This window comes from Streptomyces sp. NPDC085866 (genome assembly GCF_044541035.1).
In the GTDB taxonomy this organism is placed as follows: domain Bacteria; phylum Actinomycetota; class Actinomycetes; order Streptomycetales; family Streptomycetaceae; genus Streptomyces.
On the sequence record NZ_JBITSQ010000008.1, the window covers coordinates 41,810 to 54,809 of the forward strand.

14 protein-coding genes and 1 riboswitch are annotated in these 13,000 nt (G+C 72.4%); of the genes, 7 read left to right on the forward strand and 7 right to left on the reverse strand.

Translation table 11 applies throughout. The annotated features are described in order from the left end of the window. The first annotated feature begins 10 nt into the window (after positions 1-10). On the forward strand, positions 11-643 hold the full coding sequence (locus tag ACIF83_RS20985) for a sulfite oxidase-like oxidoreductase (RefSeq protein ID WP_393466335.1): 633 nt from the start codon (positions 11-13) through the stop codon (positions 641-643). An 18-nt stretch (positions 644-661) separates the two neighbouring features. Here the strand turns inward: ACIF83_RS20985 and ACIF83_RS20990 are convergent, their stop codons facing one another. The 6 genes from ACIF83_RS20990 to thiO all read right to left on the reverse strand — a co-directional run bounded on the left by ACIF83_RS20990 (position 662) and on the right by thiO (position 6,397). Further along, the gene (locus ACIF83_RS20990) at positions 662-1,186 is read right to left on the reverse strand and encodes a DUF4396 domain-containing protein (protein WP_398138684.1); all 525 of its coding nucleotides are present in this window, start codon (positions 1,184-1,186) and stop codon (positions 662-664) included. Between the two features lie 75 nt (positions 1,187-1,261). Beyond that, positions 1,262-2,167 carry a deoxyribonuclease IV gene (locus tag ACIF83_RS20995; RefSeq protein ID WP_393466338.1) on the reverse strand — a complete coding sequence of 302 codons (906 nt, stop codon included), beginning with the start codon at positions 2,165-2,167 and terminating at the stop codon, positions 1,262-1,264. Between the two features lie 34 nt (positions 2,168-2,201). Then, a complete protein-coding gene (gene pknB / locus ACIF83_RS21000) occupies positions 2,202-4,136 on the reverse strand; it encodes a Stk1 family PASTA domain-containing Ser/Thr kinase (protein WP_399728886.1) in 1,935 nt (644 codons plus the stop codon). Positions 4,137-4,229: 93 nt separating this feature from the next. Further along, positions 4,230-5,024, reverse strand: coding sequence for a thiazole synthase (locus tag ACIF83_RS21005; protein ID WP_399728889.1), 795 nt, complete (start codon positions 5,022-5,024; stop codon positions 4,230-4,232). A gap of 3 nt (positions 5,025-5,027) precedes the next feature. Beyond that, positions 5,028-5,240 (reverse strand): sulfur carrier protein ThiS, encoded by a 213-nt coding sequence (thiS, locus tag ACIF83_RS21010; protein ID WP_399728892.1) that lies wholly within the window; start codon positions 5,238-5,240, stop codon positions 5,028-5,030. Further along, on the reverse strand, positions 5,237-6,397 hold the full coding sequence (gene thiO, locus ACIF83_RS21015) for a glycine oxidase ThiO (protein ID WP_398138503.1): 1,161 nt from the start codon (positions 6,395-6,397) through the stop codon (positions 5,237-5,239). Before thiO ends, thiS begins: the two co-directional genes overlap by 4 nt. Continuing rightward, positions 6,395-6,506, reverse strand: a riboswitch (TPP riboswitch). (Overlaps the previous gene by 3 nt.) A 53-nt stretch (positions 6,507-6,559) precedes the next feature. Between thiO and ACIF83_RS21020 the strand changes: the two genes are divergently transcribed. The 6 genes from ACIF83_RS21020 to ACIF83_RS21045 all read left to right on the forward strand — a co-directional run bounded on the left by ACIF83_RS21020 (position 6,560) and on the right by ACIF83_RS21045 (position 11,455). Continuing rightward, entirely contained in the window at positions 6,560-6,964 is a 405-nt protein-coding gene (locus ACIF83_RS21020; protein ID WP_399728895.1) for a hypothetical protein, read from the forward strand. Between the two features lie 32 nt (positions 6,965-6,996). Continuing rightward, a complete protein-coding gene (locus ACIF83_RS21025; protein WP_399728898.1) occupies positions 6,997-8,229 on the forward strand; it encodes an NAD(P)/FAD-dependent oxidoreductase in 1,233 nt (410 codons plus the stop codon). Between the two features lie 107 nt (positions 8,230-8,336). Continuing rightward, a complete protein-coding gene (locus tag ACIF83_RS21030; RefSeq protein ID WP_094220178.1) occupies positions 8,337-8,702 on the forward strand; it encodes an Rv2175c family DNA-binding protein in 366 nt (121 codons plus the stop codon). 89 nt (positions 8,703-8,791) lie between these two features. Continuing rightward, positions 8,792-9,439, forward strand: a complete 648-nt coding sequence (gene thiE, locus ACIF83_RS21035) for a thiamine phosphate synthase (protein ID WP_399728901.1) — start codon at positions 8,792-8,794, stop codon at positions 9,437-9,439. A 115-nt stretch (positions 9,440-9,554) separates the two neighbouring features. After that, positions 9,555-10,478 carry a methylenetetrahydrofolate reductase [NAD(P)H] gene (gene metF / locus ACIF83_RS21040; RefSeq protein ID WP_393466360.1) on the forward strand — a complete coding sequence of 308 codons (924 nt, stop codon included), beginning with the start codon at positions 9,555-9,557 and terminating at the stop codon, positions 10,476-10,478. Positions 10,479-10,534: 56 nt separating this feature from the next. Further along, a complete protein-coding gene (locus tag ACIF83_RS21045) occupies positions 10,535-11,455 on the forward strand; it encodes a hypothetical protein (RefSeq protein ID WP_399728904.1) in 921 nt (306 codons plus the stop codon). 13 nt (positions 11,456-11,468) lie between these two features. Here the strand turns inward: ACIF83_RS21045 and ACIF83_RS21050 are convergent, their stop codons facing one another. After that, entirely contained in the window at positions 11,469-12,983 is a 1,515-nt protein-coding gene (locus tag ACIF83_RS21050; protein WP_399728906.1) for a phytoene desaturase family protein, read from the reverse strand. Positions 12,984-13,000 lie beyond the last annotated feature (17 nt).

Sequence of the window (13,000 nt, forward strand, 5' to 3'; positions counted from 1 at the left end):
GGATGGAGACATGGGTCATCCGGTGGAGCGCGAATCTGGAGCAGCGGCAGGGTCCGAGCTTCCGCCGGGGCAGCGACTCCAGCGTGGCTGGCCGGTCACGCACTACGGGCCCGTGCCGAAGTTCCGGCCCGAGCGCTGGGAGTTCCGGGTCTTCGGCAGCACCGCCGACGGTGACAAGCGCACCTGGAACCACGAGGAGTTCACGGCCCTGCCGTACACCACCGTGGTCGCCGATCTGCACTGCGTGACGAAGTTCAGCATGGTCGGCGCCGAGTGGGGAGGCGTCCCGGCCCGCGCGATCCTCGACCTCGCCCCGCCGGCGCCGGACGTCACCCATGTGATGGTCTGGGCGGAGTACGGATTCAGCTCGAACCTGCGCCTGTCGGACTTCGCCTCCGACCGCACGATCTTCGCCACCCACAAGGACGGCGAGCTTCTCACCGCCGAGCACGGCTTCCCGGTCCGCCTGATCGTCCCCCATCTGTACGCCTGGAAGGGCCCCAAGTGGGTGCGGGGTGTGGAGTACATGACCGCCGACCGCCGCGGCTTCTGGGAGGAGCGCGGCTACCACAACGTCGGCGACCCCTGGAAGGAACAGCGCTACTCCTACCAGGAAGAGCCCGGGGACGGCCCCGAGCTCTGACCTCTCCTGGCGTGCCGGTCAGTGGTGGTACTGGTGCACCACCGCGTGGCCCTTGCCGCGGCCGATCGTCCACTTGTTGACCGGCGTGGTCACCACGAAGGCGATCGCGAGCGAGATCACCAGCGAGATCCAGAACAGCGCGTCGCCCAGTGTGGCGTCCATCGCGGACGGCCAGACCAGGATCACCCCGTTGTCGATCAGCTCCATCACCACGATGGACAGGGTGTCCGCGGCCAGCGCCACCCGGAGGGCCGTACGGAGGTCGACACCGGCGCGCAGCACTCCCCGCAGCGTGAGCGAGTAGCCGAAGAAGAAGGCCAGCACGATCGCCAGCAGCATGGTCGGCAGGTTCCCCCACCCGAACGCCGTACCGACGACCATGCCCAGCACCTCGCCGATGGCGCAGCCGGTGAGGCAGTGCAGGGTGGCCCGGGCGGCCACGGACCAGGTGGCGGTGGGTGCGTGGTGGTGCGCGTGCACTTCGTGCTGGCGGTGTTCGTGCGTTTCGTGCTGCTGGTGTGCTGCGTGCGCCTCGTGCTGCATGACGACCCCCATGTCAGGTGACGGTTCCTGCGTCGAGCAAGAACCGTATACCCCCCCGGGGTATTCCCCAAGGGGTTATCCGTCGCGCAGTTTCTTCAGCCGCTCCACATCCGCCGCGTGCCCTTCCTTGCCGCCGGGCGTCTCGATGATCAGTGGCACACCCTCGGTCGCCGGGTGGGTCATCAGCGCCCGGAACGGGTCCTCGCCGATGTGGCCGGAGCCGATGTTCTCGTGGCGGTCCTTGTGCGCGCCGACCACGTCCTTGGAGTCGTTGGCGTGGATCAGCTTCAGCCGCCCCTCGCCGACGGTGTCGACCAGCAGGTCCAGGGTCTGGTGCATGCCGTTCGGCCCGGTCAGGTCGTGGCCGGCGGCGAAGATGTGGCAGGTGTCCAGGCACACGCCCAGCTTCGGATGGGCGTCCAGCGCCTCGAAGTACGGCCCGAAGTCCCAGGTCCGCGAGCACAGCGAGGCGCCCTGTCCGGCGGTCGACTCCAGGAGCAGGTACGGATCGTCGTCGTGGGTCAGCTCGTCCAGCAGCGGAAGCAGGTGCTCGCGCACCTGCTGCAGCGCCACGGCCCGCGCCCGCCCGCCGGTCGCGCTACCGGTGTGCACGACGACGCCGAGCGCACCGATCTCCCGCCCGCGCCGCAGCGAGTGCCGCAGCGACTCCACCGACTTCTCCACGGTCGCCTCGGTGTGCGAGCCGAAGTTGATCAAGTAGGGGGCGTGCACGTACGCCGGGATCGACTCCTCGGCGCACGCCTGGCGGAAGGCCTCGTCCTGCCGGGGGTTCCCGGCCGGTGTGGCCCACCCGCGCGGGTTGGCGACGAAGACCTGCACGGTCTCGGCCCTGAGGTCACGGGCGTATGACAGCCCCACGGAGTGCAGACCCCCGGCCACGGGGACGTGGCCGCCGACGGGATTGCGGGAGGGACCGGTTCCGGGGCTGCCGGAGAGGGGGCGGGGCTGCTCGATGCTCACCCGTTCAGGGTGTCACGCGGCGCGCCGCCCCCGGTCACCGGATGGTGATGGTGATCGTCGACCCCTTGGGCGCCTTCTCGCCGCCGTCCACCGACTGCTTGCGCACGGTGTCGCTGAAGAGTCCGAGCAGGCCCTGGTCCTTCTCGACCTGGAAGCCGGCGGCCTCCAGCGCCTTCGTCGCATCGTCCACGCTGTCCCCGACGACGTCCGGCACCTCGATCATCTCCGGGCCCTTGGACAGCTTCAGCGTCACGGTGTCGCCCTCGGCGGCCTGCTTGTCGCCTACCGGGGTCTGCTCGGCCACCTGGCCCTTGTCGTAGTCGGAATTGACCTGTTCGGTGGAGACGATCACCTTCAGGCCGGCGCCCTCCAGCTCCTGCTTCGCTTCGTCCAGGTCGTCACCGGTGACGTCCGGCACGTCGACCGGGTTGCCCTTGCTGACCAGGAGCGCGATCGCCGAGCCCGCGTGCCGCTTGATGCCCGTCTCCGGGTCGGTGCTGATCACCGCGCCCCTGGGGACGCTGTCGCTGAACGCCCGGTTGACCATGCCCGGCTCAAGACCGGCCGCCTTCAGCTTCGACTGCGCCCTGCCCAGCGGGACGCCCTGCAGGTCCGGCACCTTCACCATCTCGGGGCCCCGGGAGACGACGAGCGTCACGGAGTCGCTGCTGCGGATCCGGGCTCCGGCGGCCGGGTCGGTGCTGATGACCGCGCCGCGCTCGACGGTGTCGCTGTACTCGAACCTGACCCGCTTGACGTCGAGTCCGGCCGCCCTCAGCTTGCCCCGCGCCTGCTCCTCGGTCTTGGCCAGCAGCTGCGGGACCTTGGTGAACTGCCCCGAGTTGATGTACCAGACGCCGGCACCCACACCGAAGACCACCAGGACCGCGGCGATGAGCGTGATGAGCCCGCGCCGGGGCTGCCCGGGCCGCCGGGGTGCGACGGGCGGGCTGTGCAGCCGGCTGGTGTGCTGGACGGCCGCCGCCGGGTCCTCGTCCTCGTTGACGGGCAGCGGCCGGGGCACGGTCAGCGAGCGCGGGATCACGCTCGTGCGGTCCTCAGAGATGTCGCGGTGCTCGTGCTCCGTGGACAGCGCCTGCGGCGGCAGTGCGTCCAGCTGCTCGGCGCTCAGCCCGGCCCGCGCACGCAGCACCTGGCCGAGCAGTGCCGCCGCGTCCTGCGGCCGGGTGTCCGGGGTACGTGCGGTGGCCGAGGCGACCAGCTCGTCCAGCTCGTAGGGCAGCCCCGGTACCAGCGCCGAGGGCGGCGGCACGTCCTCGTGGATGTGCTTGTACAGCACCTGCGCGGGGGAGTCCCCGGAGTGCGGCCGGCCGCCGGTCAGCATCTCGTAGAGGACGACACCGCACGCGTACACGTCGACACGCGGGTCGGCGGTGCCCTGTTCTATCTGCTCGGGCGCCAGGTACGACACGGTCCCGAGCACGGCACCCGTCGTGCTGGTCACGGTGTCCACGGACCGCACCAGCCCGAAGTCGGCGACCTTGACCCGGCCGTCGTCCCCTATCAGCACGTTCTCGGGCTTCATGTCCCGGTGCACGAACCCGGCCCGGTGCGCGGCGCCGAGCGCGGCCAGCACGGGCTCCAGGATGTCCAGCGCGGCCCGCGGCTGCAGCGCGCCCCGCTCGCGCAGCACGTCCCGCAGGGTGCACCCGGCGATGTACTCCATCGCCAGATACACGTACGACCCGTCGGTCCCCTGGTCGAAGACCTGCACCACGTTGGGGTGGGCGAGCCGGGCGACCGACTTGGCCTCCCGGATGAACCGCTCCACGAACGACCCGTCGGCCGCCAGGGTCGGGTGCATCACCTTGAGCGCGAGAACGCGGTCCAGGCGGGTGTCCAGGGCCCGGTAGACCGTGGCCATCCCACCGACCGCGATCCGCGCATCGACGCGATAGCGTCCGTCGAGCACCTGCCCGACGAGGGGGTCCTGAAGGGTCGTATCCACGCAGGCGAGTGTACGAGGAGTGACCGACAGTCCCGCCCGCTCGGCCGTTTCGGGGACGGAATGCAGCAGAGCTGTGACCCTGGTGGCACGCGGCTAGAAAGCGGGGCGCTCCGGATCCAGGTGCGCGCGGCCCTCGGTCGGGGAGGAGGCCTGCGCGAAGTGCCTGCGCGGGATCCGCCCGGCCAGCCGGGCCAGCCGCCCCGCCTCCACCGCGTGCTTCATGGCGGCGGCCATCGTCTCCGGCTCCTGCGCCCGCGTGACGGCCGAGGCGAGCATCACACCCGCGCACCCCAGCTCCATCGCCAGCGTCACGTCCGACGCCGTACCGGCCCCCGCGTCCAGGATCACCGGCACGCGCGCGTGCTCCACGATCAGCTGGAAGTTGTGCGGGTTGCGGATCCCGAGCCCGGAGCCGATCGGCGAGCCCAGCGGCATCACCGCCGCACAGCCCACGTCCTCCAGTTTCCGTGCGAGCACCGGGTCGTCGTTGGTGTAGGGCAGCACCGTGAACCCGTCGTCGACCAGCGTCTCCGCCGCCTCCAGCAGCTCCACCGGGTCCGGCAGCAGCGTCCGCTCGTCGGCGATGACCTCCAGCTTGATCAGGTCGGTGCCCAGCGCCTCCCGGGCCAGCCGGGCGGTCAGCACGGCCTCCCCGGCGGTGAAACAGCCCGCCGTGTTCGGCAGCACCCGGATGCCCAGCTTCTCCAGCACCGACAGCACCGAGCCGTGCACCGAGGGATCGACCCGCCGCATGGCCACCGTGGTCAGCTCGGTGCCGGAGGCGACCAGCGCCCGCTCCAGCACGTCCAGGCTCGGTGCGCCGCCCGTACCCATGATCAGCCGGGAGCCGAGGGGCACACCGCCGAGGACGAAGGGATCGTCGGCCATGGGTCAGCCTCCTTGGACGGCGGTGAGGACTTCGACACGGTCGCCCTCGGCGAGGGCCGTGGTCGCCCACTGTGTGCGCGGGACGACGGTTTCGTTGACGGCGGCGGCCACCCCGGACGGCGCCACGGTGAGGGTCTTCACGAGGGCGTCCAGCGCGGTGCCCGGGGCGACCTCGTGACGCTCCCCGTTCACGGAGATGGTGACGGAGACGTTCATGCGGGCTGCTCCATGAGTACGGTGCCGAAGCGCTTCGGCGTGAACGGACGGGCCTCCTCGGGCAGTTCACCGCCGACCAGCAGTTCGGCCAGCACGTCCCCGGTGACCGGCGTGAGCAGCACCCCGTTGCGGTAGTGCCCGGTGGCCAGCAGCAGCCCGTCGAGCCCGGACGGGCCGAGCAGCGGCGCGTTGTCCGGGGAGCCGGGGCGCAGCCCCGCCCGGGTCTCGGTGAGGGGCAGTTCGGTGATTCCCGGCACCAGCTCATGGGCGTCGCGCAGCAGCTCGTACACGCCTCCGGCGGTGACGGCCGTGTCCCAGCCCAGCTCCTCGCTGGTGGCGCCGACGACCAGCTCGCCGTTCTCCCGGGGCACCAGGTAGACATGGCTGCCGCGCACCATCGCCCGCACGGTGCGGCTCAGGAAGGGTGCGTACCGGCGCGGCACGGTCAGCCGCAGCACCTGTCCCTTCACCGGCCGCACGGGGGGCAGTACGTCGTCCGGGACGCCCGCGAGACGCCCGCTCAGGCTGCCGCCCGCGAGGACGACCTGCTCCGCGCCCAGCGCCGTGCCGTCCGCCGTGGTCACTCCGGTGGCCCGGCCCCGTGCGACGTCGAGCCGCTCGGCCCAGGACCGGTGGAAGACCACCCCGGCCCGCTCGCACGCGGTCACCAGGGCCGCGGCCAGCCGCCTCGGGTCGATCTGGTGGTCGCCGTCGACCCGCAGCCCGCCGCGCACCCCGGGCGCGAGCATCGGCTCCAGCCGCCGGCACTCCCGCCCGGACAGCCACTCCGACTCCAGGCCCGAACGCTGCTGGAGCGCGTGCAGTTCGCGCAGGTGGGCGCGGTCGTCGGCGTCGAGCGCGACGGCGAGCGTGCCGCAGCGGCGGTAGCCGAGGTCGTGGCCGGTCAGCTGGGTCAGCTCGGCCGCGAAGTCCGGGTAGCGGCGGGCGGACTCCAGGTTCAGGGCGAGCAGTGTCTCCTCGCCGTAGTGCAGTTCGGTGACCGCGGCCAGCATCCCCGCCGCGACCCGCGCGGCCCCGCCGCCGGGCTCGGGGTCCACCACGGCCGTGGCGAGCCCGCGCTGCGCGGCCCGCCAGGCCGTGACCAGGCCGATGATTCCGCCCCCGATGACGAGGACGTCGGACGTACGTGACGACATGGGCGTCCAGCCCCTCCCTTCGCCGGCATGACCCGGATCAGGTTCGTACGGTCGGAGGCCGCCAGCCTCCCTCTCAGCCCGGTGCGTCCGGGCTCCCGCGAGTGCTTGTACGGTGGCCACCCTAGCCCGCAGCGCTCGTCACTCGTAAGGGAGCCCCGGTCCATGGCCCGCCCGCCCGTCTCCCACCACCACCCTCAAACGAGGGGCTGCGCCCCGCCCTACAGATCCCTCGACGGTCTCGTCCTCGCTCCGGTGGCGGACCAGGCCCCAGGTCAGGTGGGTACCCGCACCCGGTTCGCGTACCACGAGAAGGACGGCGAGATCTGGGCCGAGTACGCGGGCGGCGACGTCGTGCGCGGCCACTTGGTCGGCACTCGGCAGGGCGACCGGCTGGACTTCCGGTACGTGCAGCTCAAGCACGACGGGACCACCTCCTCGGGGCACTGCGTGTCCACCGTCGTGGAGCTGCCGGACGGGCGGGTGCGGCTGGAGGAGACCTGGGAGTGGGAGTCCCGGCCGGGCGCCGGGACCAGCGTTGTGGAACAGCTCACCGAGCACGCCCGCTGACTGACGGATTGTCAGTTGTCTATGGTGATCGGGTGAGTGAGCAGACACCGCAACAGGGCACGTCACAGGGGCGGCGCGTGGTCGTCGCGGGCGCGGGCATGGCCGGGGTGCAGACCGCGGTCGCCCTGCGCGAGCAGGGCTTCACGGGCACCGTCACGCTGATCGGCGCCGAGCCCCACCAGCCGTACGACCGGCCGCCACTGTCCAAGGCCGTACTGCTCGGCAAGGCCGAGGGCTCCGCCTTCGACGTCGACTTCGAGTCGCTCGGCGTCGAACTGCGGCTCGGCTGCGAGGTGCTGGGCGTGCGCCCCGGCGACCACGAGCTGGACACCGAGGCCGGGCCCGTCCCGTACGACGTGCTCGTCCTCGCCACCGGTGCCGAACCGATCACGTTGCCGGGCACCGAGGGCGTGCCGGGTGTGCACCTGCTGCGCACCCTGGACGACGCCGAGCGGCTGCGGCCGGTGCTCGCCCGGCAGCACGCCATCGTGGTCGTCGGCGCCGGCTGGATCGGCGCCGAGTTCGCCACGGCGGCCCGCGAGGCGGGCTGCGCGGTGACCGTCGTCGAGGCCGCCGACCGGCCGCTCGCGGGCGCGCTGCCGCCCGAGGTGGCCGCCCCGATGGCCGCCTGGTACGCCGACAGCGGCGCCGAGCTGCGCACGCGCGCGCGCGTGGAGCGCGTCGAGCCCGGCGAGGTGCTGCTCGCCGACGGCACGCGGCTGCCCGCGGACGCCGTCGTGGTCGGCATCGGCGCCCGCCCCGCCACCGCCTGGCTGGCCGGTTCCGGCATCGAGCTGGGCGCGCACGGCGAGGTCGTGGCCGACGCCCACCTGCGCACCTCCGTCGAGGACGTGTACGCGGTCGGCGACTGCGCCTCCTTCCCCTCGGCGCGGTACGGCACCCGGCTGTTGGTCCACCACTGGGACAACGCCCTGCAGGGCCCGCGCACGGTCGCCGCGAACATCCTGGGCGAGACCCCCGTGGTCCACGACCCGGTGCCGTACTTCTGGTCCGAGCAGTTCGGCCGCTTCGTCCAGTACGCCGGCCACCACCCCGCGGCCGACCGAATGGTGTGGCGGGGCGACCCGGCGGGACCGGCCTGGACCGTCTGCTGGCTGCGCGAGGACCGGCTGGTGGCCCTGCTGGCCGTGGGCCGGCCTCGTGATCTGGCCCAGGGCCGGCGCCTGATCGAGGCGGGCCGGCGGATGGATCCCGAGGCGCTGACCGACCCGGCGCGGGCCCTGAAGGACGCCACGGCCGGCTGAGCAGCGCCCCGAAGGGGCGCGGGGAACTGCGCGACCAGCCGCAACGGACCCGCAAACGAACCACGACACATCGCGGCCTGTCCAGCGGAGCGCCTAGGCTTGTTCCCGTGACCGAGATTGACGCAAAGATCGATGCTCTCGTCCCCGCCTGGCTCACCCTCCCCGACATCGCCGAGATGCTCGACGTCGAGGTGACACGTGTGCGGCAGTTGGTCAAGGAGGGCCAGCTCATCGCCGTACGCCGAGGTGAGAACCGGGCGCTGCACGTCCCCGCCGCCTTCATCGACGGGGACAAGGTCGTCAAGGGCCTGTCCGGGACCCTGACGCTCCTGAGGGACGACGGCTTCACGGACGAAGAGATGATCGAGTGGCTCTTCACCCCCGACCCGACCCTGCCCGGCACCCCCGCGCAGGCCCTGAGCGAGAATCGCGGCACGGAGGTGAAGCGCCGCGCCCAGGCGCTCGCCGTCTGAACCGACCCGCACCAGGGGTGGCGTAGGGGCTCCGGCCCGTACGCCACCCGCTCGCCCGCCCATGAACACCGACGACGGGGGACCCACGCATGTCCGACACCGCCAGCAGCAGCCTTGCCGAGGCCCGCCTCTATCTCTGCACGGACGCCCGCCGCCGGCAGGGCGACCTCGCCGAGTTCCTGGACGCGGTCCTGGCCGGCGGTGTCGACATCGTGCAGCTGCGTGACAAGGGCATGGAGGCCGCCGAGGAGCTGGAGCACCTGGCGGTCTTCGCCGACGCCTGCGCCCGGCACGGCAAGCTGCTCGCGGTCAACGACCGGGCCGACGTCGCCCACGCCGCCTCCGCGGACGTGCTCCACCTCGGCCAGGGCGACCTCCCGGTCCCCGCGGCCCGCGCGATCCTCGGCGACGACGTCCTGATCGGCCGCTCCACGCACGCCGAGTCCGAGGCCGCCGCGGCCGCCGTCCAGGAGGGCGTGGACTACTTCTGCACCGGCCCGTGCTGGCCCACCCCCACCAAGCCCGGCCGGCACGCCCCGGGCCTCGACCTGGTCCGGTACACCGCCGCCCTGGGCACCGACCGCCCCTGGTTCGCGATCGGCGGCATCGACCTCGGCAACCTGGACGAAGTGCTGGACGCGGGGGCCCGCCGGGTGGTCGTGGTCCGCGCAATCACCGAGGCCGACGACCCCGGAGCCGCCGCGGCGGAGTTCGCGAAGCGACTGCGCGAGGCGTAGGGCCGGACCCGGGTCTGTCCACGTTTTTGTCCAAGGGGTGGACAGGAATCCGACAATTCAGGCAAATTCCCGGTGCCCGGTTGGGGGACCGCCCGCCCCTGGCTAACCTGCCGGTATGGCCCTCGGAACCGCATCCACCAGGACTGATCGCGCACGCACCGTGCGCGACATCCTCGCCGCCGGCAAGAAGACGTACTCGTTCGAGTTCTACGCGCCGAAGACCCCCAAGGGTGAGCGGAACCTGTGGAACGCGCTGCGGAGGGTCGAGGCGGTGGCCCCCGACTTCGTCTCGGTCACCTACGGTGCCGGCGGCTCCACGCGCACGACGACGGTCAAGGAGACCCAGCAGATCGTCGTGGACACGACCCTCACCCCGGTCGCCCACCTCACCGCGGTCGACCACTCCATCGCCGAGCTGCGCAACATCATCGGCCAGTACGCGGACGCGGGCATCCGCAACATGCTCGCCGTCCGCGGCGACCCGCCCGGCGACCCGATGGGCGACTGGGTCCCGCACCCGAGCGGCCTGACGTACGCGGCCGAACTCGTCCGGCTCATCAAGGAGTCGGGCGACTTCTGCGTGGGCGTCGCCGCCTTCCCGGAGATGCACCCGCGGTCCACCGACTGGGACACCGATGTCGCGCACTTCGTCGACAAGTGCCGTGCGGGCGCCGACTACGCCATCACGCAGATGTTCTTCCAGCCGGAGTCGTACCTGCGGCTGCGCGACCGGGTCGAGGCCGCGGGCTGCGACACCCCGGTCATCCCCGAGGTCCTGCCGGTCACCAGCGTGAAGATGCTGGAACGGCTGCCCAAACTCAGCACCGCGCAGTTCCCGGACGCCCTGAAAGAGCGGATCCTCACAGCGAAGGACGATCCGGCGGCGGTACGCTCCATCGGTATCGAGTTCGCCACGGAGTTCTGCGCACGGCTGCTGGACGAGGGAGTGCCCGGACTGCACTTCATCACCCTGAACAACTCCACGGCGACCCTGGAAATCTACGAGAACCTGGGCCTGCACCACCCCCCGCAGGCCTAGACCGGCCGCACCGCGATACGACACACTGCGTAGCGGTCACTGGGAGAGGGGCGTACATGGGCTGGACGGTCCTCTACATCGCGTTCGGCATCGTCGCACTGTGGTTGCTCGGCGAGGTGCTGCTGCAGTACAAGGCACGGCTGCGCTGGCGGCTGCTCGCCTTCGTCGGCTTCCTCGGTGTCGTGGTCGGCGTGCTCATGCCGTCCGTCATCGTGATCGGTGTGGGCGCGATCGCCTTCGCCATCGGCCAGACCTACGTCACGCTGTCCTTCCGCCGCGGCTTCGCCGCCGGCTGGGCGGTCAAGCGTCCCGAGGCCGAGGCCAGCAGCAGCAAGCGCCGCCGCGGCAAGGCGGACCGCCACGACCCGAGCCTGGAGGTCTCCGACCTGGAGGCCGCCGAGGGCGACGACCGGGACGCCGACTACCGTCGTGACCAGCCGGCCTACGGCGACGACGACTACGACCGCGACGACGTCTTCACGCCGGGCCGCTCGACCGACCCCACGGCCGCCGAGACCACCACCGTCTACGAGCCCCAGCCCCTCCCGGACGACACGGGCTCCTACGGCGTCTACGGCGACACCGCCTACGCGGGCGCCGCCCAGCCCCAGGACGCCGAGCAGAACTACGCCTACGACTACTCGGGCTACGCCCAGCAGGGCTACGGCTACGACACCGGCGGCCAGCAGCAGGGCTACGCCAACTACTCCGACCCGTACATCGGCACCCAGTCCTACGGCGCCACCTCGTACGGCACCGGCTACGACCAGTCGCAGTACGGCCAGCAGGGGTACGGCCAGGACCCGTACGCCACCGGCGGCTACGGCGAGACCCCGGCCGGCGGAGTGTGGGTCCCGCAGCAGCGCAACGACGAGACCTACGGCGGCGAACTCCCGCAGGAGCAGCCGTACCCGTACCAGGGCCACGGGCAGCAGCCCCAGCCCGGCTCCGGGTACGACGAGCAGTACCGCTTCTGAGGCCTGCCGCGGCTCACTGCGAGCCGCGGAACTCCGGACCCTCCACGATCAGCCCGGCCACCAGCGCACCCGACATGCCGGCGTGCGGGAGACCGCCGCCGGGGTGCGACCAGCCGCCCACTCGGTACAGCCCGGGCAGGCGCGTGGTGTTCGCCGGGTACAGGAAACGGCCCCGGCCGGCGGCGAGCGCGGGAGCGGGCACGGCCCCGAACCGGGCGCCCGTCTCCTCCTCCGTGTGCACGGGTGTGCGCACCTCGTGCCACAGCAGGCGCTCCCGCAGCCCGGGGACCGCGCGCTCGGCGGCTTCGACCAGGAAGTCCGTGTAGCGCCGGACCGTGCCCTCGTCCTCCCAGGCGGCCTCGGTCGACACCACGGCGGACACCACCACGGACTCGTGCGCGCCGTCCGGTCTGAGCGCGGGGTCGTCCGGGCGCAGCACGGTCACCGTCGGACACGCCGGCTGGTCGCCGCCGGGAGAGGCCAGGAAGTCCAGCTCGATCTCGGCGTCCGGTGCGTGGACGACCGTGCGGTGGACGGCTCCGGGCTCGCGCCCGCCCCGCAGGGCCAGCAGGGCCGTGAACCGTCCGGGCCGGGGCGGGAGCGGATCGTCGGCCCGCACGTCCCCGTCCGCGTCCAGCGGATGCTCCGTCAGGGCCCGCAGCCGGGCCGGGTCCACGTCCGCCACCACGTGCTCCGCCTCGGCCACCGAACCGTCGGCCAGCTCCACCCCCGCCGCCCGGCCGTCCTTCTCCAGGATCCCGGTCACCTCGGCGCCGAAGCTGAACTCGACTCTCCGCTGCAGGCATCGCTCGTACACCGCGCGCGCCAGCTCCCGGATGCCCCCGCGCACGTACCAGGTGCCGAACGCGTGCTCCATGTACGGCAGCACGGCCGCGCTCGCCGGCGCGGTCCGGGGATCGAGGCCGTACCCGAGGACGTGACTCTCCAGGAGGGCCGCCAGGCGCTCTTCGCGCAGCTCCCAGGCGCCGATCTCGGTCGGCGTGCCCGCCCGGCGCGTGCGCAGCAGCCGCTTGTGCGGGACGGCCGGATAGGGCTCCCGCTCGGCCAGCACCTGCCAGTTGGGCCACAGGGGCTCCTCCAGCAGCGGCCGGCGCGTGCGGTCCCAGGCCTCGCGGGCCCGCACCAGGAAGTCGCCCCAGCGCTGCCCGGCTCCCGCGCCCAGCGCCTCGTCCAGGGCCGCGACGACACCCGCGCGTGAGGCGTTCGGCAGGGACACCTGAGTGCCGTCCGCGAAGACGTGCCGCGCGGCCGGGTCGACCTGGACCAGCTCGACGACGTCCTCCAGCGGCTCCTTGCCGGTCTTGACGAACAGATCGCGGTACACGGCGGGCAGCGTCAGCAGCCCGGGGCCGGTGTCGAAGGCGAACCCGTCCCGCTCGAAGCGGCGCACCGCGCCGCCGTACGTCTCCGTACGCTCGTACACCGCCACCCGGTGGCCCGCGACGGCCAGCCGGGCAGCAGCCGCCATCGCGCCCATCCCGGCGCCGATCACCGCAATCCGTGCCATGCCTGCGACTTTATCGA

Bases quoted from the DNA above. Each gene is read 5' to 3' on its own strand.
- thiO (WP_398138503.1), bottom strand. From the start codon at position 6,397: ATGTCGTCACGTACGTCCGACGTCCTCGTCATCGGGGGCGGAATCATC.
- ACIF83_RS20985 (WP_393466335.1), top strand. From the start codon at position 11: ATGGGTCATCCGGTGGAGCGCGAATCTGGAGCAGCGGCAGGGTCCGAG.
- ACIF83_RS21045 (WP_399728904.1), top strand. From the start codon at position 10,535: ATGGGCTGGACGGTCCTCTACATCGCGTTCGGCATCGTCGCACTGTGG.
- thiS (WP_399728892.1), bottom strand. From the start codon at position 5,240: ATGAACGTCTCCGTCACCATCTCCGTGAACGGGGAGCGTCACGAGGTC.
- metF (WP_393466360.1), top strand. From the start codon at position 9,555: ATGGCCCTCGGAACCGCATCCACCAGGACTGATCGCGCACGCACCGTG.
- ACIF83_RS21020 (WP_399728895.1), top strand. From the start codon at position 6,560: ATGGCCCGCCCGCCCGTCTCCCACCACCACCCTCAAACGAGGGGCTGC.
- ACIF83_RS21050 (WP_399728906.1), bottom strand. From the start codon at position 12,983: ATGGCACGGATTGCGGTGATCGGCGCCGGGATGGGCGCGATGGCGGCT.
- thiE (WP_399728901.1), top strand. From the start codon at position 8,792: ATGTCCGACACCGCCAGCAGCAGCCTTGCCGAGGCCCGCCTCTATCTC.
- ACIF83_RS21005 (WP_399728889.1), bottom strand. From the start codon at position 5,024: ATGGCCGACGATCCCTTCGTCCTCGGCGGTGTGCCCCTCGGCTCCCGG.
- ACIF83_RS20990 (WP_398138684.1), bottom strand. From the start codon at position 1,186: ATGCAGCACGAGGCGCACGCAGCACACCAGCAGCACGAAACGCACGAA.